Below are 25,110 nucleotides of genomic sequence, written 5' to 3'. Positions count from 1 at the left end.
CGGGTATAAAATTATGGATTCGATCCAAACAGTGATTTGCATTCTGCCAAAAGTTACTGCGAATTTATCAACAATCGTGAAGCCACAACGCATGCAGACTCTTCCACCCTGCCAGCGACAAAGCCTATCGCGCCACCCGGAAATCGTAAATGCCCGATCCGACGGCTACCGCCAGGTAATCCTTACCGCGCTCGCGAACCGACAATCCCGGCACCTCCCCGAGCGGAACGCCGCTCTCGGAAACGGCTGCCGGATCGACGGCAGGCAGGTAAACGAGCGCCGTCGTATTGGCCGGAATTTCGACACGCTGCCGGTACTGTTGCGGTGAATCGCTCCATTCGCTGCGAATCAGCCCGTACGGCGAACGGAACGACACGGCCGCGGAATGAATATCTCCGACCACCTGCGGACGGATCACGATCTCTTTGTAGCCCGCCGAACCGGGACTCTGGCGAATGCCGCCCAAACCGCTGTAAAGCCATTCCATCAGGTGCCCCAGCATGCAATGGTTGTTCGACACCTCGCGGTAGGCCTGCCACGATTCGGTCAGGCAGGTTGCACCGTGCGCAAGCTGGTACCCATAGCCCGGCACATCGTACCGACTGTTCATGTCGTAGATAACTTCCGACGCATCGTTTTCTTCCAGTGCCCGCAACACATAGCGGTAACCCACGTCACCAGCGGTCAGCGCATTGCCGCGGCGACGGATATCGTCGATCAGGTTTTGCCGTACAACTGCCTTGTATTGCGGCTCGACCAAATCCATATGCAACGCGATCGAATTGGCCGTCTGACTGTCCCGGTCGTATTTCAGCGTTTTTTTATCGAAGAATTTCTCGTTGAACGCCCGTTTGATGTCGGACGCCAATGCAGCGTACTTCCGGACGTCGGCCTCTTTGCCCAGCAGGCGGGCGGCTCGCTCGAGTATTTTCACATCCTGGTAATAGATCGCCGTAGCCGTCACGCCGTTGGAGGTCAGCTGCGCATAACCGGGACGGTCGGGACCGATGTCGTACCAATCGCCCAGGCCGTAGGCGACGATATGGTTATCGGCCCGCGAACCAAGGTAGTCGACGTACCGCTTCATCCGCTCGTAATTGTCGCGCAGCGGAGCCAAATCCCCGTACCATTCGTACAGGTTCCACGGAATGATGACAAAGGCGCTTCCCCATTCGGGCGTATCGATAAAATCAGGCGAGAAGGTGACGTACTGCGGGGCAATCGTCGGCACCATACCGTTGGCATGCTGTGCGGTACGCATATCGTTTACCTGTTTCGCATAGAGCCGGGAAATATCGTAACGGTACTGGATCGAGCCGCCCATCAGGTGCGTTACCTCCAGCCAGCCGAGCTTCTCACGGTGCGGGCAGTCGGTCAGCACGCTGGCCATATTGCTGCGTACCGCCCAGTCGATGAGCGTGTGAATCTTGTTGAACAACGGATCGGAACAGGCAAAGGTTCCGACCTGTGCCGCCGAATTGCGCGTATGCAACCCCGTAATATCGATCACCTCGGGCAAAGCCCCGGGATTGGATTCCCCGGCGGGAACGGCCCCCTCTACCTCGACATAGCGGAATCCGTAATAGGTAAACTGCGGATGCCACGTCTCGGAGGAACCGTCGCCCCTGGCCGTATATACATGGTAGAACGGAGCGCCCGACGCACGCTGGTTGACCGTGCTGTCGTCGTTGATCAGCTCTCCGGGAATCAATTTTATTGACTGGGGAGTTACAGCACGAACCGTCAATTGCACGATACCCGACGCATTCTGGCCCAAATCATAGACCCAATTGCCGTTGGCCGCACGGAAACGGCGCACGGTCGGAATACGTTCCATCACCTTGAGCGGTTCCGAAATCTGCGGGATCAGCTTCACTCCGGCGCCCTGCGTCAGAACGGCCTTCTTCCATTTCCGGTCGTCGAATCCGGGTTCGGCCCACCCTGGCTGCACGGCTGATGCATCGTAATCCTCACCGCCGTAAATACTCGAAAAAGTGACCGGACTTTCGCTCGCACGCCATTTATCATCGGAAACGACGGTCTGTGCCGTACCGTCAGCGTACTCGATCTGCAGCTTGCAGATCATTTTCGGCGCGCCATAAGAGAAGAGTAATTTCAGGTAACGCCCGTGCGGCGTGTGGTAATAGCCGTTACCGAGCATCACACCGACGGCATTTTTCCCGTCACGAAGCTCTCCGGTAATATCGAAAGCCACGTATTGCGCCTCTTTGTCGAATTTCGTCCAGGCCGGATCCAGGAAGTGATCGCCGACCTTTTCTCCATTGAGAAACATTTCGAACTGCCCGAGCCCGCAGATATAGGCCATCGCACGCTTGACAGGCTTGGTAGCGGTAAACTCACGACGCAACTGGGGCAGTTTGTACGGAGCCACGGGTTTGTCAAAAACCGGACCGCCGTCTTTCCATTTGCCTGTATTGCCTTCGATGCACTTGAGCGAATCGACGTCCGGCTCCATCGCGATCCATTTCGCCCCGTTCCAATCCTGCATGCTCATTAATCCGGTTCCGAACGAGGCGGGCAGGCTCCACGGCGAGAGATTCCCGTCGGCATCCCATGCCTGCACTTTCCAACAATACGCTTTGCCGGGTTGTAAAGCCGGACCGCCATAAGGTACCAGCACCGACCGATCCGAGAAGACTTTGCCGCTATCCCAGACATTACCGTTGTCGTCGGCAAGCGCTACGGGCGAATCGGCCACGAGAATGCGATAAGCGCTTTGCAGGCAACCACGCCTGTCGGCATTGAGCTGCCAACTCAGCCGCGGCCCTGCGGGATCGACGGCAAGCGGCCGCTGCGACTGCTCGCAACGCAGTTCACTGACACTGAAAACCTGCGCTTGCAAAACGCCGGCACTATACAACAGGAATAACAGGGGGAGGGTCCGTAACAAGACCGGGAGAGTTTTTTTCATCGGAAACGGTTCGATTTAGGTTAATTTCCGATAAAAATAGTAAATCCCGGCGAGGTATACAACCGGGATTAAAACAACGTCTCCTGGCGATCGGGGCGAACGACGCCCAGGTGGGAATAGGCGAGTTCGGTCGCTTCACGGCCGCGGGGCGTGCGTTTAAGGAAACCTTCCTTGATCAGGAACGGTTCGTACACCTCCTCGATCGTTCCGGCATCTTCGCTCACGGCCGTCGCTACGGTACCGAGCCCCACTGGGCCGCCGCCGAACTTATGGATGATCGTACCGAGGATTTTATTGTCCATCTGGTCGAGACCGCGCGAGTCGATATTGAGTGCCTCGAGCGCATAACGGGTAATTTCCAACGTGATATGCCCCTTTCCTTTAACCATCGCAAAATCGCGCACGCGGCGCAGCAGCGCATTGGCGATACGGGGCGTACCCCGGCTGCGCATCGCGATTTCACAGGCCGCCTGATCATCGATCGGCACGTCCAGAATCGACGCCGAGCGGCGGATAATCCCGGAAAGCACATTGCTGTCGTAATACTCCAAATGGCACTGGATACCGAAACGGGCCCTCAGCGGACTGGTCAGCAGTCCGCTGCGCGTGGTGGCGCCTACCAGGGTAAAAGGATTCAGTTCGATCTGGATCGACCGGGCGCTGGGACCTTTGTCGAGCATGATGTCGATCTTGTAGTCCTCCATCGCCGAATAGAGGTACTCCTCCACGATCGGACTGAGCCGGTGGATTTCGTCGATAAAGAGAATATCCCCCTCTTCGAGGTTCGTCAGCAACCCCGCAAGATCGCCCGGCTTGTCGAGCACCGGACCGGAGGTCATCTTGAGCGAAGCCCCCATTTCGCGGCTGATGATATTGGCCAGCGTCGTCTTGCCGAGTCCCGGAGGACCGTGCAGCAGCACATGGTCGAGCGCCTCGTCGCGCATCTTGGCCGCCTGGATGAAGACCGTCAGGTTGTCGACGATCTTATCCTGCCCGCTGAACGAGGTCAGCTCCTGCGGACGGATTTTGTTCTCGAACTCGAGGTCGGTCTCTATGTTGCGGATATTGGACATACGATGCAAAGATAGCGAGAATGGAGAGTGAAACAAACGGCGGTTCCAATTTTACAGGTTGACGATCCGCAGCTCCTTCGGGTACATGTTGTTGCTGCGTGCGCCGATGCGTTTGATCCATCCCAACGGCAGGCCGTCGAAGGTGACGAGGTTGATTCCCTCCTGCAACCTGACCGGGGAGATATCCGCCTTGCGCAGATAAGCGACCGCTTCATCGGGCGACAATTCCACAACCGGAACCTGCCGGCGCGAAACGTCATGGAACAGCGCGAGCGAATGTTCCGGCCGCAGCTTTCCTCCGAAAAGCTGACCGCACAACACCCCCGAACAAAGTACTGAAAGGCTCTCGGATATTTCCCGCACAGCCTGAAACTGCGGCGCGTAATAGGCATGGATATTCTCGCCGACCCGCTGGAAAAGCATCTGCTGCGGCTGGCCGACCCAACGGGCCGCCTCTTCGCCTTCACGGCGCGCCAACGGTGCAAATATCGCTTTGCGGGGTTTCGGAACCTGCACCCTGACCCTACCGTCGCCTTTACGCAGCACGGCGGCAAAGAACCCTTCGGACTGTACGCGGTGCGGGAAAAAACGGAAGGTCGCCATTCCGGCTGCCTCCCCCTGTACGATACCCCAGGCCGGATCTGCCGTAACGTCCACCGGTTCGCAATCGTACTCCGATGCAAGCCACTCGACCGTCTCCTCGTTCTCCTGTACGTTGAACGTACAGGTACTGTAAACGAGAATTCCGCCGGGACGCAGCGCCTCCCACACATCGCCGAGGATGCGCCGTCCGCGCGCAGCGCAAAGTTTCACATTGGCTTCGCTCCATTCGGTGCGGGCTCCCGGCGTTTTGCGGAACATCCCCTCGCCCGAACACGGAGCATCGACCAGCACCAGGTCGAAATAGTGACGCAGCGACGCGAAATGCGACGGATCGTTGTTCGTCACTAAGGTATTCCCGATTCCCCATTTGCGTACGTTATCGACAAGCGTCCCGGCCCGTTGGCGGATCACTTCGTTGGCGACAACCAACCCCGACGCACCGGCCAGGGTCGAAAGCAACGTCGTTTTACCGCCCGGAGCGGCACAGAGATCGAGTATGCGCAACGGGGTATCCGGTTCGAACAATTGCCGGAAGATACGCTCGACAAACATCGACCCGGCCTCCTGCACATAATAGGCTCCCGCATGAAACGCCGGATCGAGCGTAAACGAAGGACGTTGCGGCAGGTAGTACCCGTACCGGCACCAAGGCACTTCGTTCCCGGCCAGTCGGGCCGGACGGATCAACGGCGTCCCTCCGGAATCCGTCCCCTGCGAAAAGGGAGCTGAATCGATAGGATTTCCTCCGGTAACAACAACGGATTCACCCGTCGGATTTACCGAAGGATCGTTTCCGGATATCCGTTGCCCGGAGGGTCCCTGAACTTTATAAGGATTGAAACGCACCGAAACGGGCGACGGGGTATCGAGCGCAGCCAAAAGAGAGCGTGCGTCACTACCGCCGAGCAACTCTTCGGTGCTGCGGCAGAACCCAACCGGGAACGGCTGGATTTCCGTTGTTTCGATCTCTCCCGGCAACGCGGCCGCGCGCCTGGACGAGAAGGAAGACGGCCGACGGGGCAACGATCGCTTCACCATCAGCGGCCTCGTGTTTTAAATTCGGCGATACGCGCCACGACGCCGTCGAGCAACGACGGATTCTCGATGAAATTGACCGTATCGACATCAATCGTCATCACTTCGCCTTGGTAAATATTGTTGATCCACTCTTCGTACTTCCGGTTCAGTTGTTCGAGGTAACCCTCCTGAATGCTGGCCTCGTAAGCACGTCCGCGTTTCTTAATCTGTTTGACGAGGGTCGGGACGCTCGCTTTGAGATAAATCAACAGGTCGGGTTTGCGGATCAATCCCGTGGCAAGGTCGAAAATTTTCATGTAGGTATCGAAATCGCGCGAAGACATCAATCCCAGCCCGTGCAGGTTCGACGCGAAAATATAAGCATCTTCGTAGATCGTACGGTCCTGAATCAAATCTGCCCCTTCGGAGAGGATCGCCGCCGCCTCGCGGATGCGCTGCCCGAGAAAATAGATCTGCAGATTGAACGACCAGCGGTTCATATCCTCGTAGAAATCCCCGATATAAGGATTGTCGCTATCTTCGTAATAGGCCCTCGCACCGGTCCGTTCGGCGAGGATTCCGGTCAGGGAAGTCTTTCCCGAACCGATATTTCCGGCAATGGCGATATACATGATCTGAATCTTTACGCTTTATCCGACGCTTTTTTACGACGGTTACGGCCGGTCACAGCCCGGTCCTCAACAAAAATAATATTTTTTCCGCGGAATCCCTATTTCAACACCACGGCAAGCCTTTTAACGCTTTTGTCCCGGTTGCGTTCCCGCTATCCGGTCATACAAACTGCGAAAGTTTCCGATCATCCGCTCCCAGGTGAACCGTTCGCGGAACCGGAGAATATTGGCACGGAACTCCGCCGCTTTCCCTTCCCGGTAAAACCGATCGATTTCCGCCGCAATCGCCGCCGCATCGGGTTCGGTCACGTAACCGACCTTACCGTCGGGAACAAGCTCCCGCAAGCCTCCCACCCCGGTCACCACCATCGGCACGTCGAACCAGTAGGCGATTTGGGTCACGCCGCTCTGCGTCGCGTGGCGGTACGGCTGCACCACCAGATCGGCGGCGGAAAAGAGCTTCGCCACATCACCGTCGGAGATATAACGGTCCATCAACACCAGATCGCCGCGGATCCCGAGAGCGTCGATCTGTTCGGCATAACGCTCCTTACCGCTGTAATATTCACCCGCCACGATCAATTTGTGTCCTTCGAGTTTGCCCTCACGTTTCAACATGCCCCACGCGTCGAGCAACAGGTCGAGCCCTTTGTAGTCCCGGATATAACCGAAAAACATCGTGTAGCGCAATGCCGGGTCGAGTCCCAGGGCAGCACAGGCTTCCCCGCGCGGCAACGGCTCGCCGTAACCGTCCAGCATCGGATGCGGAGAGAAAACAGCCGGCTTCGTCTTCGTGAAGAGCCGCAAGTCGCTGTGCACCTGTTCGGACATATAGACAAACCCATCGATCGACCCCAGGAAATAGCGGGTCAGCCATTTGTCGAACGGCCGTTTTTCATGTGGGATCACATTGTCCAACAGGGCGATCGTACGCACGCCGCCTCGCCGTGCGATGCGGCAGACCGTACCGAAAGCGGGAGCCATCACCGGAATCCAGTAGCGGACGATCACCGCATCGGGCTTTGCGCGGCGGAGCCTCCACCCTGCGCGAATCCACGTCAGCGGATTAACGCTGCTTACCTCCCGCGTGATATCGATTCCTTCGGGAGCGGAATCGCTGCTGAACTGGGTCGTTCCGGGAAACAGCAACGACGGATATTGTGTCGTAAAGGTAAAAATACGGCAGGCAATGCCCATCTTGGTAAATGTGCGGGCCAAAGCCTGATTAACGGTCGCCAGCCCCCCCCGGAAAGGATAGGCCGGGCCGAGTATGACAACGGATTTCAATGTGTGTTTTTCCTGCGACTCCATTTCGGTCAGTTGAGATTGGATCGGTTGGGTATGGTTCAGTTTAAAAGTACGGTTTCCGTTCGGTGCGTATAAACGCAAAACCGGCTGGGGGTCGGCCCAAAAACATGACGGCGGTCCGTTGGGAGTGAAACGGCAACGGCATTGCGGATTGCCGGCGCCCCGGACCGCGAGGCGGCTACCCCCGTAAAATCACCTGCGCGTAACATCGTTGACGGGACGGCCTGCCAAAAACGCGCGCAGGTTATCGGTCGTGACGGCCATCAGCCGCTGGCGGGCCTCTTTCGTCGCCCAGGCCATGTGCGGCGTGATGCAGCAGTTTTTCGCGCTCAGCAATGGATTGTCCGGCTTCGGGGGTTCGGACGAAAGTACATCCACCCCGGCGGCATAGATACGCCCCGCATTAAGGGCATCGGCCAGCGCCTGCTCGTCGACCACCGGTCCGCGGCTGGTATTGATCAGGATAGCCGTCGGTTTCATTTGTGCGATGCGGGCCGCATTGACCATTCCCCGCGTTTCGGGCGTCAGCGGACAATGCAGGCTCACGATATCGCTCTGCCGGAACAGCTCGTCGAGCGATACGGAACGCACCCCTTCGGGAAGCTGCGACTGAGGTTTGGAAGTATAGGCCGCCACCTTCATCCCGAAACCGAGTGCAATGGCCGCAGTCGCCGCTCCGGTATGGCCGAAACCTACCACCCCGATTGTCTTGCCCGCAAGTTCGAGAAGCGTATTGTCCCAGAAACAAAAGTCCCGGTTGCGCACCCAGCGTCCGGCATGTACCTGTTCGGAATGGTACTGCACCTGCATCGTGATGTTCAGAATATGTGCAAAGGCGAGTTGCGCCACCGAAGCGGTACTGTAGGCGGGAACGTTCGCCACGACGATTCCGCGGTTGCGGGCGGCCTCCAGGTCGACATTGTTGTAGCCGGTGGCGAGGATGCCGATGTATTCGAGTTTCGGGAGCGCCGCTATCGTCTCCGCCGTCAGCCGCGTCTTATTCGACAACAGTATCTCGGCATCTTTGGCGCGCTCCAGCACTTCGCCGGGTTTCGTAAAATCATAAACCGTACAGTCGCCCAACGCCTCGATGCCGTCGAACGACAGGTCGCCCGGATTCATCGCATAGCCGTCTAAAACCACTATTTTTTTCATCGTTATCTTGTTCTTTTACTTCGGTTGCGTTTATCGAGGCAGGAATCAGCACGAATAACATTCCTGCATTTCCCAGCAATTTATCTTGGCAGGTGATCCCCTCGCTTCGGGCTACCACACCAGACAAACACCGATCCATAAACCACGCCTAAAAGCGGCCCGACACAGTCCCCTCACCCTTCGACGGCAGAACTACTATGATCCTTATCAGGCTATTTTTCTATCGCGAGCAACTGCTCGATATAGGTCCGGTCGTTACAGAGGCGCGGCACCTTGTTCTGTCCGCCGGTCTTTCCCCGCGACTTCATCCAGCGGTAAAAAGCACCCTCGGAAAGCACCGTAACAGTCGGACGCATCAGGGTCGTATCGCGGAAACGTTTGGCCTCATAATCGGAATTGACGTGTTGCAGCTCCCGGTCCAAACAGTCCGTGAATTGGTCCATATCCTCCGGCGCACGGTTGAACTCGATCAACCATTGGTGAGAACCTTTGCTCCGATCCCCCATATAGATAGGTCCGGCGGTATAGTCGCTGACCAGCGCCCCGGTCGCCGCGCACGCGGCCTGCAAAGCCGTTTCGGCATTGTCGATAATCAACTCCTCGCCGAACGCATTGATAAAATGCTTCGTACGACCCGTAATCTTGATTTTGTAGGGTGCGAGCGACGTAAATTCGACCGTATCGCCGATCTGGTAGCGCCACAACCCGTTGCTCGTCGAAATAATCATCGCGTAATTGACACCCTGTTTCACCCCTTCCAGCGGTACCGCCTTCGACGGATCGCCCAGATCGGAAACGGGCAGGAATTCGTAGTAGACGCCATAGTCGAGCATCAGCAGCATGTCGTCACGAGAAGGATCGTCCTGAATAGCGAAAAAGCCCTCGGAAGCGTTGTAGGTCTCCATGTACTTCATCGTGTCGGACGGGAAAATGCGGCGGTATTGTTCGCGGTAAGGGTTGAAATTCATGCCGCCGTGCACGAAGAGCTCCATTTCGGGCCACACTTCGAGAATGTTCTGTTTGCCGGTATATTCGAGCACTCGGTTCATCAGCACGAGGTTCCACGACGGTACGCCGGCAAACGACGTGACCCGCTGCGGCACCGCCTCGCGGCAAATCGCCTGCACCTTCTCTTCGAAATCGGGAATCAGCGCCGTTTCGGGGCGCGGCGTACGGCGCCACGAGGCCCATTTGGGCGTGTTCTCGATCAGGATCGCCGAAAGGTCTCCCTCCTGAGCCCGGCCGCCCGTACTCTCCAAACGATGGCTGCCGCCGAGGGTCAGCGTGCGTCCCCCGAACACCCCGCTTTTGGGATAGAGCCCTGCAAAAAAGCAAATAACATCCATCGGTCCGCGCAGGTGGCAACCGCTGAGCCCTTCGTCGCTCACCGGAATGAACTTGCTTTTGGCCGAGGTGGTACCCGACGATTTTGCGAACCATTTGATTTCGGTAGGCCACAGCACATTCTGCTCGCCGGTCCGCGTACGCCCGATATATTCGCTGAACGAGTCGTAGTCGGCTACCGGCACAGCCGCGGCATAAGCCTCCGAAGTCCGGATCTTACCGAAACCGTGATCCCGGCCGAATACGGTACCGCCGGCCTGGGTAAGCAGCCGCTCGAGCTGTTGCTGCTGCACCCGGGCGGGATGCTGCATGAAAAAATCGATTTCGCCGCGCCGCTGCGAAAAAAAGAGATTGACCAGTTGTGTCAGCAGGGACATATCCTTTGCTATTTTCTGATTTATAAACCAACAGAGACGCACTCTCCTCCGGCGGCATCCGGAATTTCTTTCAGCGCTCTAACTAAAAAAACGGCCGATTCTGGCAATGGCGGACGGCAGGGCGAATACCACCACCCGGTCGAATGCATTGATCTCCATGCTGCCGGTAGCGATATAGCTGCGGTCGCCGCGCACAATCCCGCCGATCACCGCATCGTGCGGAAAATCCAATTCGCGGATCTGTCCCTTCGTCGCCGGGGAGTTGGGTTTCGCAATGAATTCGAGCACTTCGGCATCACATCCGGTCAGGCACTTGATCGCCTGTACATCGGTATTCATCGTGAAGCGGAAGATGTTGCTCGCCGTAATCAGCTTTTTGTTGATGATCGTATCGATACCCATGCTCTCGGCCAGGTTGATGAAGTTCAGGTTCTCGACTTCGGCAATTACCTTCTTGACTCCCAATCGCTTAGCCACCATAGCAGCGAGGATATTCGTCTCAGAACGCCCCGTCACGGCGACAAAAGCATCCATGTTGCTCAACCCCTCTTCGATCATCGAGTCGATATTGCGGCCGTCATCACTGATAATCAGCGTTTTTTCGAGCGTCTCGGTCAGCTTGTAGGCCTTATCCGGATTGTATTCGACCAGTTTGACGTTCGCTTCGTCCTGCAGTTCGGTAGCGATTCGCACGCCGATCCGGCTGCCGCCGAGAATCATGATGTTGTTGACCTTGATATTGGGCTTGCCCGAAAAGACCATCAGCGATTTGACATCGTTTTGGTTAGCGATCACATAGACTGTGTCGCCCTCCTGGAACTGGTCGCTACCGCGCGGAATAATCGTATCGCCGTCGCGGGAGATGGCCACGGTACGGTACGGCAGTGCTTCCCGGTCGGCCGTCACTTCGATAAGCGTCCGCCCGATCAGCGGAGAAGAACTGTCGAGCTTGAAGACGACCAGCGAAAGTTTCCCTCCGGAGAAATCGACATATTCGGTCGTACTGGTGTGCCCCAGCAGATTGATCACCTCGCGCGCAGCCACTTTCTCGGGATAGAACAGGTAGTCGATGCCCATGTTGATGAACATCTCCTTGTTGTTGGGTTCGAGGTATTCGTTGTTATCGATCCGCGCGATCGCCTTGCGGGCGCCAAGCTGTTTGGCCAGCACGGCCGAGATGATATTGATCGACTCTTCGGGACGCACCGCGATGAAAAGATCGGCCTTGCGCACCGACGCTTTTTTCAGTACGGCAAAAGTCGTGCAGTCACCCTCGATGGTAACTACGTCGGCCATTCCCGCGACCTCTTCGATCCGTTTCGGGTCGTCGTCGATCACGGTAATATCGTGCGAAGCGCCGCTGAGCATTTTCGCCAGGTGGGTTCCCACCTCCCCTACTCCCGATATGACTATCCTCATGAATGATATCTCAGATTAATATTGTCCCACTCTCCGCAAATTCCGGTCCGTTTGCGTTTTCCGAAACATCCAACAACCGGACGGAGACCGGGTTCCGGAAAGAAAAAACCGGAAATCTTTACAAATTTATAATTTTGTACGGACTTTGCATCATTCCCTTTCCAAAAGGGGTATAAATTCCAAAGCAATCGTAACGATGATGACTGATTGGATCATATTCGTAATTGCCATCGGGGCGGTGGCGTTGTTCGTACTCGGATTGTCGCTCACACAGATATTCAAGGGGCACCCGATCGACTCCGAGATCGGCACGAACCGTCACATGCGGCAACGCGGCATCCGGTGCACAGCGGGCGAATTTATGCGCGAAGAAAGCAAGCGATCCGAGGGTACAAATCCCACCGAAACCGGTTGCGTGGTCTGTAATCCGGAAACGAACGGAACGGCCGACTGCTGTACGTGTATGTCGCCATGCGATGCGGCATCCACGAAGCGCTAGTCCTCCGGCTCGTTCCTGTGCGGAAAAATGCTCCCGGCCCTGCAACCCTTCTGCGGATAAATACGGGATGCGGATATTTTCTGGACCTTCAGTTCATCATTCGTATATCCATCTACCTATATCCTATCCGATAATCCTTCAACCCGTTCGTATTAATTAACTGTCAGTACACCGCACCTTGGTTCCGATCCTGTCGCGGAATCCACAAATAATAAAACCGGGGCCGCATTTTACAATGCGGCCCCGGTCGTTTGCTATCTCAGCGGACTATTGTTTCGGAAGCACCGGCTCCCCTTTTTCATCCGCAAAATTCATCGCAGCATAACGCTTGTAGGTATTGTAGCGCCATTGGGCGTTCTCTTCCGCAGCGGCAAACAACTCATCGGCCTCGGCCGGGAAAAGTTTGGTCAGCGACGAATAGCGCACCTCCTTGAGGATAAACTCGCGGAATTTACTCCAATCCGGCTCTTTCGAGTCGAGCGAGAACGGATTCTTGCCCTGCTCTTCGAGCATCGGGTTGTAACGCCACAGCTGCCAGTAACCGCAGGCTACAGCTTCTTTGCCGACGGTCTGAGTGCGGGTCATACCGCCCTTGATGCCGTGGTTGATACACGGTGCGTAAGCGATGATCAGCGACGGACCGGGATAAGCCTCGGCCTCCTTGATCGCCTGGAAATACTGGTTCTGGTTGGCTCCGATCGAAACCTGCGCCACATAAATGTAACCGTAGGTCATCGCAATGGCTCCCATATCCTTTTTGCGGATACGCTTGCCCGAAGAGGCGAATTTCGCGATGGCGCCCACCGGGGTGGCCTTCGACGACTGTCCGCCCGTATTCGAATAAACCTCGGTGTCGAGGATCAGGATGTTGACATCGGCACCCGAAGCGAGCACATGGTCCACGCCGCCGAATCCGATATCGTAACCCCAACCGTCGCCGCCGATGATCCACTGCGATTTTTTCACGAAATACTGTTTCCACTCGAGGATCTCCTTGCAGGTATCGCAGCCGCAGGCCTCCATCATCGGAATGAGTTTCTCGCTGGCTGCGGCACTCAGCGCGCTGCTGTCTTTGCCGTCAATCCACTCCTGCATCGCAGCCTTCAGCTCAGCCGAGCAGCAACTGCAGTTGGCGATGGCGTCCTGCATCTTCAGGGCCACGCGCTCGCGCAGTTTCTCCACACCAAGGTGCATACCCAGGCCGAACTCGGCATTGTCCTCAAACAGCGAATTGGCCCATGCCGGACCCTGACCCTTGCTGTTGGTCGTGTAAGGGGTCGAAGGTGCCGAACCGCCGTAGATCGACGAACAACCCGTAGCGTTGGCAACCATCATCCGGTCTCCGAACATCTGCGTGATCAGTTTGATGTAAGGCGTCTCGCCGCAACCGGCACAAGCACCCGAGAACTCGAAGAGCGGCTGTGCGAACTGGCTGTTTTTCACAGTCTTGGTCTTGTCGACCACGGTATCCTTGTAACCCACGTGTTTGGTCAGGTAATCCCAGTATTTCTCCTGGTCGAGCTGCGATTCGAGCGGCTTCATCACCAGAGCCTTGGTCGGAGCCGGACAGACATCGGCGCAGTTGCTGCAGCCGGTGCAGTCCAGCGGGCTGATCTGGATCCGGAACTTGTAAGCCTTCGTCGCACCGACACCCTGCAGGGTCGTCATGCCCTCGGGAGCGGCGGCAACCTCTTCGTCGGTCAGCAGGAACGGACGGATCACAGCGTGCGGGCAGACATAGGCGCACTGATTACACTGGATACAGTTCTCGCTCAACCACTGCGGAACGTTCACGGCGATACCACGCTTCTCGTAAGCAGCGGTCCCGGCATCCCACGTACCGTCTTCGCGGCCGAGGAATGCGCTCACCGGCAGATCGTCGCCCTTAAGGGCGTTGATCGGACGAACGACTTTCGAAATGAATTCGGGAACATCGTCGGCAGCGGCACCGTTCTCCTTGACCGTAATGTCGGCCCATTCTGCAGGAACTTCCACCTTGTGCACTTCTGCACCGCCCTTATCGACAGCGGCGTAGTTCATGCTTACGATCTCCTCGCCTTTTTTGCCGTAAGTCTTGTAGATCGCTTTCTTCATCTCCTCGACGGCTTTGTCGAACGGAATCACGTTCGCGATCTTGAAGAAGGCACTCTGCATAATCGTGTTCGTGCGGCTGCCCAGTCCGAGGTCCATCGCGATCTTCGTCGCGTTGATGATGTAGAAGTTGATCTGGTTCTCGGCCAGGTATTTCTTCATGTGGTCGGGCAGCGTCTCCTTGGTCGTCTCGGCATCGTGGATGCTGTTGAGCAGGAACGAACCGCCTTTTTTCAGTCCTTTGAGCACATCGTATTTATCGACGTACGAAGGTACGTGGCAGGCTACGAAGTCGGGGGTAGTGACCAGGTAAGGCGACGTGATCGGTTTGTCGCCGAAGCGCAGGTGCGATGAAGTGTAACCGCCTGATTTCTTTGAGTCGTAAGAGAAGTAGGCCTGGCAATATTTATCGGTCGAACCGCCGATAATTTTGATCGAGTTTTTGTTTGCGCCCACCGTACCGTCAGCACCCAATCCGAAGAACAGCGCCTCGAACGTACCCGGTTTGGCCAGACTGATCTCCTCGCCCACAGGCAGCGACTTGAAAGTCACATCATCGACGATGCCGACCGTGAACTGATTTTTCGGTTCATTGGCTTTCAAGTTGTTGAACACGGCAAGCATTTGCGCCGGAGTGGTGTCTTTCGACGAGAGGCCGTAGCGACCGCCGATAATCATCGGGGCGCCGGGCTGACCGTAGAAAATATCTTTCACGTCGAGGTACAGCGGATCGCCGTTCGCGCCCGGTTCCTTCGTGCGGTCGAGCACGCAGATACGTTTCACGCTTTTCGGCAGCACGTTCAGCAGGTATTTAGCCGAGAAGGGACGGTACAGGTGTACGGTGATAACGCCCACTTTCTCGCCTTTGGCACGCAGGTAATCGACCGTCTCCTTGATCGTCTCGGTCACCGAACCCATCGCGATGATGATATTCTCGGCATCGGGATCGCCATAGTAAACGAACGGCTTGTACTCGCGGCCGGTAATTTTGCTGATCTGGACCATCGCCTCGGCGGTCATGTCGGGAATCGCATCGTAGAAACGGTTGGCGGCCTCACGCGACTGGAAATAGATGTCGGGATTCTGGGCGGTACCGCGCGTAACGGGGTGCTCGGGATTCAGCGCACGCTGGCGGAACTCGGCGAGTGCCTTTTGGTCGAGCAATCCTTTGAGTGCCTCGTCGTCGATCAGCTCGATCTTCTGGATCTCGTGCGACGTACGGAAACCGTCGAAGAAATGCATGAACGGCACGCGGGATTTGATCGACAGGATATGGGCCAGTCCGGCCAGGTCCATCACCTCCTGCACGCTGCTGGTAGCCAGCATCGCAAAGCCCGTCTGGCGGGTTGCCATAACGTCCTGATGGTCGCCGAAGATCGAAAGGCTCTGCGCAGCCAGGGCGCGGGCCGAAACATGGAACACGCCCGGGAGCAGTTCACCGGCGATTTTGTACATGTTGGGGATCATCAGCAGCAACCCCTGCGAAGCGGTGAACGTCGAAGTCAGCGCGCCGCTCTGCAGTGAACCGTGCACTGCACCGGCTGCGCCCGCCTCGGACTGCATCTCGACCACTTTGACCGTTTCGCCGAAGATGTTCTTACGGCCTTGTGCAGCCCATTCGTCCACCAATTCGGCCATCGTCGACGACGGCGTGATGGGGTAAATAGCAGCCACCTCGCTGAACATATACGCGATGTGTGCCGCTGCATAGTTACCGTCACAAGTAATAAATTTTTTCTGTGCCATCTTACAATAAACTATTATGTCAATATGTGTTTTGTCGGCGTTAAAAAACAGATTACGGAAAGCATAATCCGTGCAAATATACTTCTATTATTTTAAACCGTCTCAAAATAAACGGCATTAATTTTACCCGGAAAACCCATTTTAGAAGCTATCGTATCCATTTTACCGCTATTTTTGTAACCGGAAGCGCCGGGCCTCCGGCCAGAAACCCGCGCGATCCGTAAAATGAAAAATACCCAAATGCGATACCTCGGACGGCTGCTTGTATATTTGGCGATCTTCTTCTTCACGCTCTCGGTGAGTTCTGTGCTCATCGCCAGGGTGATACCCGTCACTGTGACTCCGCTCAAGGTGCTCCGCCTGGTAGAAAACTTCCCGGACAAGGGGCTCTCCGTGCAATCGAACTGGGTGCCGCTGCACCGCATCAACCTCTCGATGGTACGGGCAGTGATCGCCACCGAAGACAACAATTTCCTCACCCACCGCGGTTTCGACTGGGACGCCATCAACAAGGCGCTCGACGAGAACCGCGAAGGGGGCCGCATCCGCGGAGGCAGCACCATATCGCAACAAACCGCAAAGAACGTTTTTTGCCTCCCGTCGCGTACCTGGACGCGCAAAGCAGTCGAAGCCTATTATACCTTCCTGATCGAGACTTTCTGGGACAAGCGGCGTATCATGGAAGTCTACCTTAATGTGATCGAAACGGGTGAGAACATGTACGGCGTCGAAGCTCCCGCACGGCAGGTCTACGGCAAAACGGCCGAGCACCTCAACCGCCACGAGGCATCGATGATCGCCTCGGTGCTGCCCAATCCGATCCGGATGAAAATCGCCGCACCTTCGTCTTATGTCGTACGCCGTGCGGCACAGGTGCGCTCGCTGATGAGCAAGCTTCCCCCAGTCGATTTCAACGATCCCCAACCGGTTGTCCCGGCTCGAGACCGCCGCAAATAATCCCTCCCCGATCCGTTTAAAAACGTCCGGCAACAGACAAATAGTACGCTCGCCGGAAAGATACCCGCCATAGGGCTGTACGGCAACACAAAAAAGCCGCTCCCTTTGGGGAGCGGCTCCGGTATAGATTTTATGAAAGGTAATTATTTGATGCGCTCGTAATATTCACGCGTGCGGGTATCGACGCGGATTTTCTCGCCGGTCTGGATGAACAGCGGAACCTTGATCGTAGCACCGGTCTCGACCGTAGCGGGTTTCAGCGAGTTGGTCGAAGCGGTATCGCCTTTGACACCCGGTTCGGTATAAGTCACCTCCATGTCGATGATCGGCGGCAACTCTGCAGAGAGTACGGTCTCTTTTTCGGTGTGGAACATCACTTCCACTACCTGGCCCTCTTTCATCAGGTCGGAGTTATCAATCAGGTCGCGGTTGATTATAATCTGTTCGAACGTCTCGGTGTGCATGAAATTGCAACCCATATCGTCTTCGTACAGGTATTGGTAAGGACGGCGTTCTACGCGAACCGGTTCGATGGCAACCCCTGCCGTGAAGGTATTGTCGATCGTACGGCCGTTTTCCAGGTTCTTGAGTTTCGTACGGACGAATGCAGGCCCCTTGCCCGGTTTTACATGCTGGAAATCAACGATCTGCATGGTCTTACCGTTGAATTCGATGCACATTCCGATTTTAATATCTGCTGTTGTTGCCATCTGTGTAATTTTTTTGTGAGTGCAAAAATAGCGTTTTTTTCGCAAAATAACAAACCAGGACCGCCCGACAGCCATCCGCACAAGGAATCCCTTCATCAGAAAATCCTACAGTCCCCAGATAAAAATTGCCTCCGGAACAGGTGTTTCACGCCTTGAAACCAATTTGATATTGATTAGGAAATCGGTCGCATTTTCCCGATCCTTTTCAGATCAATAGAATAGGCCGCTTCCGTTGAACAACATAAAGCCGAAATTAAAGGTAAGGAACCAGTTGTGGCTCGTCGTCGCATCATATTTCGACAGGGTCAGGCTGATCGGGCCGATATGCGTCTGGTACACCAGCGATGAATTGAAAATGTAGCGTAACCGCTTGCGCACGTCGGCCGTACTTTTGTTCGCATCTTCCGGCAAAAACGCATAAACGCTGTTTTTCAAATAGAACCTCGGTCCGAATTCGAACGTCGGGATGATTCCACCGCCAATAAACGACTTGCTGCGGAAATCCTTCAGGTAAACCAGCCGGCTGTGCGGCGTCGGCTGGAAGGCGGGCGAAGAGATGTTCGTCGCATATTCGTTCGAGAACGACGGATGGGTCGTAATCACCCCGTCGACCAAGTAGCCGAGTGAAAACCACTTCGCAATGCGGAAGTACTGCTCGCGTGTAAACCGGGCCCCGAACCAGTAGCGGTTCTCCTCGACGCGATCCGCCGTAGGTGCAAACGTGCCGGGGGTATAGTATTCCAATCCGCTGACATAGATCGCCGAGATCGACTGCCTGAGTCCGCGTGTGGGATACATCAGGTAATTGAGATTGTTGCGGGCCAGTTCGAGTTTGACGCCCAGGAACGGAAACCGGCTCTGGTCCATCACATCGTCGTCCGAATGACCGGTGCTCTGGAAATAGCGGAAATTTTCCCGGCCAATGTTGAAACGCATCGAGAAAGCCTGGAAACGGTCGGTCGGCATGCTCAGCCCGGCGGTCAGGTGCAGGTCGCCCTGCTTGGCGAAACTCAGGTCGTTATGCTTGGAGAGCATCCCGAAGTCGCTCTTGAAAAAGTTGTAGTAGTTGTAATAAAATCCGTAATCGACCGCAAAGGGAATTTTCCAGAAAAAGTCGTTCCGTCCCCCGACGAAGACCGAAGAGTAAAGCGCGCTGAAATAACCGTCGAAATTGTAGGTATGCATGTTGCGTCCGAGCCGCCGGTACTCTACTCCCACATAAGCCTGGTTCATCGACGTGGAAGAGATATTACCGCCGAACATCAACTTGAGGCTCGGTTTGGTGCGCAGGTGCAGATCCAACTGAAACGATTTGGTCGTGTCGTTATAAGCGACGTCAGGGAAATCGCCCTCAATTTCGCCTTCGGATAGCATTTTGAAATATTCGGAACGGAACTGGTCGAAATCGAACAACTTCTGCTCTTCGAGTTTTTTGTCGAGCTGCAAAATCCGCTTCATGTACTGCGTCTGCTTCTTGCCCATCCCGCTGATTTCGTACTTGTCGAACACCAGTTTCGGCAACGACATGCGGTAAGCCGCCCGGCGCAGGTCCAATTCTGTAGTGTCGGCCCGGCGCACGACACGCTCGAGAATCTGCGGCATTTTAGCCATCGCGTCCTGATAGCCCCGGTCGATCACATAAGCCGCTTTACTGAAATCGAGCGTCGTCACATCGTCGAACGTATGGTCTATCAGAATGTCTTCGTCCGAAGGAAGGTCATAATCGGTATGCATCATCGTCAGCGCGAGGATCTGCTCCATCGGGTTGTCTTCCTTGGGTTTGGAGTTGCCTTCGACACATTTGCTGCCGATGAGGATATCCGGCTTGAAATCCTCCTGCAACACCTGCCACGGGAAGTTGTTGTAGATGCCGCCGTCGTAAAGTAGCGTGGAATCCTGTTTGATCGGGCGGAATACGAGCGGAATGGTCATCGACGCGCGGATCGCTTTGCCGAGATCCCCCCCGCGGTAAACCACCTCTTTGCGTGCGGCCGCGTCGGTAGCGATGCAGCGGAACGGAACGAAAAGCTTGTCGAAGTCACCGCCGCACTGGGCCGAGGGTCCCGAGAAAAATTCGACGAAAGCCAGATCGAGTGTGTTCGACTGAATCAAGCTCGTCGGGAGCTGCAATTTCGCTATCCGCTGGGGATTGCGGAAATCGATCCGCAGCGTAATCATTGCGGCATTGGGCCGGCGCTGTTTGAAATAATAGATATATTTGTCCTCGATCTTGCCGGACATCCAGTATTTGATCTGGTTCGATTCGAAAATTTCCGCCATCTGCTCCGGAGTATAACCGATAGCATACAGGCCCGCGATAATCGCACCCATCGAGGTACCCGACACATAATCGATCGGAATGCCGTTCTCTTCCAAAGCTTTGATCACGCCGATGTGGTAAAGCCCTTTGGCGCCCCCGCCGCTCAGCACGAGTCCCACGCGCTGGGCCGATGCCAGCGTGGCCGAGAGCAGCAGGATCAGCGTAATTATGCCTCTGAGGTGGGTCATCTTCAAAATAAATTCTTAACTTTGTCTGTTAAATAACCCCGAACGGTTAAGGTTTACGATCCGTATCGCACCGGCCTGAAGGGTGTCCGTCTATTGAAAACGTTCAAAGATCGGAATTCTTTTACTATAACGTGTAAATATAGCGAAAAAACAGCCAACAATAAAGATGATTGAGAAAATAAACGACCTGCTCAAACGGGTTGAAGAGTTCAAACCGCAGGCTGCGGCGGAGATCGAAGAGTTCCGCGTGCGGCTGCTCGGCCGTAAGGGTCAGCTCAACGACATCCTGGACGAATTCAAAACCGTGGCCCCCGAAATGAAACGGGAACTGGGTCAGAAAATCAATACGCTGAAGACCCGTGCGATCGAAAAGATCAATGCCCTGAAAACCGAACTCGAAAACAGCGAGAACAACACCGCCGACAGCGGTGCATGGATCGACATGAGCCGCCCGGGCAGCAACGATCCTATCGGCAGCCGCCATCCGATCTCATTGGTCAAAAACGAGATCGTCAGCATTTTTGCGCGCCTGGGCTACACGGTAGCCGAAGGCCCTGAAATCGAGGACGACTGGCATGTTTTCTCGGCCCTGAACTTTCCGCCCGAACATCCGGCCCGCGACATGCAGGATACCTTCTTCATCGAAAAGAACCCCGATATCCTGCTGCGCACGCACACCAGTTCGATTCAGGTCCGCACGATGGAGCACCAGAAACCGCCCATTCGCGTGATTTGCCCGGGCCGCGTGTTCCGCAACGAGGCTATCTCGTACCGCGCGCACTGCATTTTCCATCAGGTCGAAGGACTCTACGTCGACGAAAATGTCTCGTTCGCAGACATGAAGCAGAGCATCCTCTACTTTGCCAAAGAGATGTTCGGCGAGAAGAGCCGGATCCGTATGCGCCCCTCCTATTTCCCGTTTACCGAACCTTCGGCCGAAGTAGACGTCTCCTGCAACCTCTGCGGGGGCAAGGGATGCAACGTCTGCAAGCACACCGGATGGCTCGAAATCATGGGCTGTGGAATGGTAGACCCCAATGTACTCGAGGCATCGGGTATCGATCCGGAAAAATATTCCGGCTTCGCATTCGGCATGGGAGTTGAACGGATCGCAATGCTGAAATTCGGAGTGAAAGACCTGCGCCTCTATTTTGAAAACGACGTCAGGTTCCTGCGCCAGTTCGATTCGGTGATCTAATCCCCCACCGATCCAAGCCTATGAAGGGAAGCAACTTGTTCTATATCGCCGTTACGGCCACCGTTCTCCTCTCCTGCTCCGTCGTTTCGCACGGAGGGTCGCGGGGGGCTGCGGCAGATCCGACCGTGCGTGCCGCCAAATACTATCCGACACCGGAACGGGCCACTTTCCTCTATACGGAAGGACTCAAAAACAGCCTGATGCACGGTGATCCCCGTCGCAGCGCCGCACTGTTCGGCGAGGTGCTCAAACTGGATTCGCTGCACGCACCGACCTATTACGAGTTGGCCAACCTGTTTGCCCAAACACCCCAACAGGCAATTCCTTACAGCCGCAACGCTTTGCGGCTCGATTCGGCGAATACGTGGTATCTCACCCAACTCGGACAGCTCTATCTGGGAACGAAAGCTTACGATTCAGCGCTGCGGGTTTACAACAAACTGCTGAAACTCGCACCAGGCAATCCCGATAACTACGTACGCCTCGCAGCTTTGTACGAACAGCAGGGACAGCCTTTTTCGGCCATCTCGGTACTCGACACGGCCGAAACCCGTTTCGGGATCATCGAAGGAGTGTCAGGCTACAAACGGCAGTTGTTGATCAATGTAAAACTGTACGATAAAGCGCTCCGGGAAGCCAAGGAACTGACGGCAAACTTCCCGTACGATGCCTCGAATTTCGTCGCACTGGCCGAAACCTATGCGGCGATAGGACGCGACTCGCTGGCGCTGGACGCCTACAAGCAGGCCCGGACGCTCAGCCCCAACAATACACAGGTATTGGTCTCGCTGAACGAATTTTACAAACGCCGGGGCGACGACGTGAATTTCCTCTCGACAGCCCGCCAGCTATTCGAAGCCAACGACATTCCGCTCGAGACGAAGATAGATTTCTTCAAAGAGATCACCTCTTCGAAAGATTTCTACCGCGCCAATTTTTTCCAGATCAACAACCTGATCTCGGATCTGGCAATCAAAAACCCGAACGATTTTCGCATCACGCAACTGTACGGCAACCACCTGATTTCATCGGGCAATCTCGAAGGTGCGCTGCAACTCTACAAATCCCATGTCACCGACTCGGCACCGCAACGGGAGGTATTTACCGAGATTCTCGACATGGAGTCATACCTCAAACATCCTGATTCGGTAGCCAAATACACCACACTGGCGCTCGAAAAATTTCCGTCCGATCCCGAATTTTACCTGCGCAAAGGATTCGGCATGTTCTACTTCATGGAAGATTATGCCGGTGCGGAAAAGGAGTTTCTCAAGGCATTGAAACTGACCCGTACCGATTCGCTGCGAAGTGTGATTTACGGAACATTGGGCGACAACAGGCAGAAAATGGAAGACGGTCCGGGCGCTTACGGCTATTACCGCAAGGGGCTGAAGTACGATCCGGACAATTCTATGATTCTCAACAATTACAGCTATTACCTGAGCGAAAAAGACGAAAAACTGTCGCTGGCCGATAAAATGTCTGAAAAAGCCTGTGAACTGTCGCCAAACAACCCGACCTACCTCGACACGCGGGCCTGGGTGCTTTTTAAGCTGGGGCGGTACGAAGAGGCCAAAACGCTCATGCAGCAGGCCCTTGCTCTGGACCAAAGCGGCAGCGACGAATTGTTCCTGCATTACGGGGACATCCTCTATGCGCTGAAAGATAACTTCATGGCCGTTTTTTACTGGGAAAAGGCCCGGGAGAAGGGATACGATTCAGAAGAGATAGACAAACGACTTAAACAGGTAGAGACAAAATGAACCGACCCCGTTTGCTGTTAATTCTCGCAGCGCTCTTTTGCGCACTGAACCTCGCGGCGCAAAACCAAAGTCTCAATGCGCTGCGTGACGAAATCCGCAGGGCCGAAGAGGAGATTCGCGCCACAAACGAACTGCTGGCCAAAACAAAAAAAGATAAGCAGGTAACCCAAAACCAACTCAAACTGATCCAGAATCGTATTCGCAACCGTAAGCAGATCATCGCGAACCTCGAAAAACAAACCCAGGTGATCAACGGCGATATCGGCACCAAAAACGACACCGTTCACGCGATGCAGAACGAATTGACCCAATTGCGGAAAGAGTACGCGGATATGGTTTATGCTGCCTACAAGAACTACAAACTGAACAATTTTCTCGTCTTTCTGTTCGCTTCGAAGGATTTCAACGACGCCACGCGACGTATCTCCTACATGCGCCGCTACAACCGCATGCGTCAGCAGAAAGCCGAACAGATTAAATCCGTAGCCGATTCGCTTCACGTACAGATCGGAGAGCTCGAAAACAGGAAAGCGGAACTGACCAAAGTCCGCGACACGCGTACACAAGAGGTCTCCTCGTTAGGCAAAGATGAAAAGCAGTACCAATCATCCCTGTCCGAAATCAATACGAAATCGGGTAAACTGTCGTCGGAAATCCGCAAAAAACAGAGCCAGATCAACAAACTGCAACAGCGTATTCAGGCGATTATAGCCGAAGAGGCGCGTAAAAACCGCGCGACTCCGAAATCGGCCGCGCAGGAGGAATACATCGCGAACCTGTCGGGACGGTTCGACCAAAACAAAGGCCTGCTGCCCTATCCCGTCCGCGGAGGCGTGATCGTAGACCGCTACGGCGTCCATCCGCACGCCACACAGAAAGGTTTGATGGTAAACAACAAGGGCGTCAATATCGCTTCGGGAAGCGGCGCGGAAGTACGTGCGGTATTCGAGGGCGATATCACCCAGATTGTCTTCGTGCAGGGACTCAACAATACCGTCATAATCCGCCACGGTAACTACCTGACCACTTACTCGAACCTGGCCAGCGTAAATGTGAAAACGGGGGATAAAGTGACCTTGAACCAAGTGATCGGGCGCCTCTCGAACAGTGACGACAGCGATGACTGCGTGCTGCATTTCGAGATCTGGAAGGAAACAGAAAACCTGAACCCGGAACAATGGCTCAGAAGGTAACCGGCTGATTACAAAAAAATAACAACAAGACAGATATTATACATTAATAAAGTATAATATTATAGCTTATTAAAAACTAATAAAAATTACGCCGGAATGGCCGTACAATATCAGACGCAGGATTGCTCTTTCCGCTTCAGTGGACGCAGAAAAACGACCGACTGGATACGCCGCACAGCGAAGGCGGAGGGCCATCGCACCGGAGATATTACAGTAGTCTTCTGCTCGGACACGGCACTGTTGGAAATCAACCGGCGATACTTGTCGCACGATTATTATACTGACATCATCACGTTCGATTACACGGATACGGAAAAAAAGATTATTTCGGGCGACCTGATGATCAGCATCGATACCGTGCGTGCCAATGCGCAGACATTCGGCGTACCGTTCGAAAACGAGCTCGCACGCGTAATCATCCACGGAGTGCTGCACCTGTTGGGGTATGGAGACAAAACGCCTGAAGAAGAGGCGCACATGCATGCGCTCGAGGATAAATACCTGGCGATCCGGGAAGCGCACGACGAAGGCGAGTAAAATTGAAAGCAAGAAAAACAGTAACTGATATAGAAAGAAAAAAGGGCA

General features: G+C 55.1%; 17 protein-coding genes. 6 read left to right on the top strand and 11 right to left on the bottom strand.

The annotated features are described in order from the left end of the window. Positions 1–124: 124 nt before the first annotated feature. The 8 genes from NQ495_RS07620 to trkA all read right to left on the bottom strand — a co-directional run bounded on the left by NQ495_RS07620 (position 125) and on the right by trkA (position 11,860). On the bottom strand, positions 125–2,932 hold the full coding sequence (locus tag NQ495_RS07620) for a glycoside hydrolase family 78 protein (RefSeq protein ID WP_009133540.1): 2,808 nt from the start codon (positions 2,930–2,932) through the stop codon (positions 125–127). Between the two features lie 68 nt (positions 2,933–3,000). Beyond that, a complete protein-coding gene (gene ruvB / locus NQ495_RS07615; RefSeq protein ID WP_009133541.1) occupies positions 3,001–4,005 on the bottom strand; it encodes a Holliday junction branch migration DNA helicase RuvB in 1,005 nt (334 codons plus the stop codon). 51 nt (positions 4,006–4,056) lie between these two features. Further along, complete coding sequence (locus NQ495_RS07610) at positions 4,057–5,646, bottom strand: methyltransferase RsmF C-terminal domain-like protein (RefSeq protein WP_009133542.1); 1,590 nt, start codon at positions 5,644–5,646, stop codon at positions 4,057–4,059. Beyond that, complete coding sequence (locus NQ495_RS07605) at positions 5,646–6,257, bottom strand: deoxynucleoside kinase (protein WP_009133543.1); 612 nt, start codon at positions 6,255–6,257, stop codon at positions 5,646–5,648. The genes NQ495_RS07610 and NQ495_RS07605 overlap by 1 nt, the downstream gene beginning before the upstream one ends. A 123-nt stretch (positions 6,258–6,380) precedes the next feature. Beyond that, positions 6,381–7,568 carry a glycosyltransferase gene (locus tag NQ495_RS07600; protein ID WP_009133544.1) on the bottom strand — a complete coding sequence of 396 codons (1,188 nt, stop codon included), beginning with the start codon at positions 7,566–7,568 and terminating at the stop codon, positions 6,381–6,383. Positions 7,569–7,757: 189 nt separating this feature from the next. Then, entirely contained in the window at positions 7,758–8,720 is a 963-nt protein-coding gene (locus NQ495_RS07595) for a D-2-hydroxyacid dehydrogenase (protein WP_009133545.1), read from the bottom strand. A gap of 212 nt (positions 8,721–8,932) precedes the next feature. After that, entirely contained in the window at positions 8,933–10,441 is a 1,509-nt protein-coding gene (locus NQ495_RS07590) for a GH3 auxin-responsive promoter family protein (RefSeq protein ID WP_009133546.1), read from the bottom strand. 78 nt (positions 10,442–10,519) lie between these two features. Beyond that, positions 10,520–11,860, bottom strand: coding sequence for a Trk system potassium transporter TrkA (gene trkA / locus NQ495_RS07585; RefSeq protein WP_009133547.1), 1,341 nt, complete (start codon positions 11,858–11,860; stop codon positions 10,520–10,522). Positions 11,861–12,056: 196 nt separating this feature from the next. On the opposite strand from trkA, the gene NQ495_RS07580 reads away from it, so the two are divergent. Continuing rightward, positions 12,057–12,359, top strand: a complete 303-nt coding sequence (locus NQ495_RS07580; protein ID WP_009133548.1) for a hypothetical protein — start codon at positions 12,057–12,059, stop codon at positions 12,357–12,359. Between the two features lie 267 nt (positions 12,360–12,626). Here NQ495_RS07580 and nifJ read toward each other — a convergent pair whose 3' ends face one another. Further along, positions 12,627–16,196, bottom strand: coding sequence for a pyruvate:ferredoxin (flavodoxin) oxidoreductase (gene nifJ, locus NQ495_RS07575; RefSeq protein WP_009133549.1), 3,570 nt, complete (start codon positions 16,194–16,196; stop codon positions 12,627–12,629). Between the two features lie 225 nt (positions 16,197–16,421). Between nifJ and mtgA the strand changes: the two genes are divergently transcribed. Beyond that, positions 16,422–17,153 carry a monofunctional biosynthetic peptidoglycan transglycosylase gene (gene mtgA, locus NQ495_RS07570; protein ID WP_040294164.1) on the top strand — a complete coding sequence of 244 codons (732 nt, stop codon included), beginning with the start codon at positions 16,422–16,424 and terminating at the stop codon, positions 17,151–17,153. A gap of 143 nt (positions 17,154–17,296) precedes the next feature. Here the strand turns inward: mtgA and efp are convergent, their stop codons facing one another. Together efp and NQ495_RS07560 are read right to left on the bottom strand one after the other, a co-directional pair. Next, the gene (gene efp, locus NQ495_RS07565; RefSeq protein WP_009133551.1) at positions 17,297–17,863 is read right to left on the bottom strand and encodes an elongation factor P; all 567 of its coding nucleotides are present in this window, start codon (positions 17,861–17,863) and stop codon (positions 17,297–17,299) included. Between the two features lie 210 nt (positions 17,864–18,073). Beyond that, a complete protein-coding gene (locus NQ495_RS07560; RefSeq protein WP_009133552.1) occupies positions 18,074–20,371 on the bottom strand; it encodes a patatin-like phospholipase family protein in 2,298 nt (765 codons plus the stop codon). Positions 20,372–20,537: 166 nt separating this feature from the next. Between NQ495_RS07560 and pheS the strand changes: the two genes are divergently transcribed. The 4 genes from pheS (at position 20,538) to ybeY (ending at position 25,062) form a co-directional block, all read left to right on the top strand. Continuing rightward, positions 20,538–21,569, top strand: coding sequence for a phenylalanine--tRNA ligase subunit alpha (gene pheS, locus NQ495_RS07555; protein WP_009133553.1), 1,032 nt, complete (start codon positions 20,538–20,540; stop codon positions 21,567–21,569). A gap of 20 nt (positions 21,570–21,589) precedes the next feature. Continuing rightward, positions 21,590–23,332 carry a tetratricopeptide repeat protein gene (locus NQ495_RS07550; RefSeq protein WP_009133554.1) on the top strand — a complete coding sequence of 581 codons (1,743 nt, stop codon included), beginning with the start codon at positions 21,590–21,592 and terminating at the stop codon, positions 23,330–23,332. Continuing rightward, on the top strand, positions 23,329–24,525 hold the full coding sequence (locus NQ495_RS07545) for a murein hydrolase activator EnvC family protein (RefSeq protein ID WP_009133555.1): 1,197 nt from the start codon (positions 23,329–23,331) through the stop codon (positions 24,523–24,525). Before NQ495_RS07550 ends, NQ495_RS07545 begins: the two co-directional genes overlap by 4 nt. A gap of 96 nt (positions 24,526–24,621) precedes the next feature. Then, positions 24,622–25,062, top strand: a complete 441-nt coding sequence (ybeY, locus tag NQ495_RS07540) for an rRNA maturation RNase YbeY (protein ID WP_009133556.1) — start codon at positions 24,622–24,624, stop codon at positions 25,060–25,062. The last annotated feature ends 48 nt before the right edge of the window (positions 25,063–25,110 follow it).

It is taken from the genome of Alistipes indistinctus YIT 12060 (assembly GCF_025144995.1).
Lineage (GTDB): Bacteria > Bacteroidota > Bacteroidia > Bacteroidales > Rikenellaceae > Alistipes_A > Alistipes_A indistinctus.
This window is presented reverse-complemented; position numbering and strand designations above follow the sequence as displayed.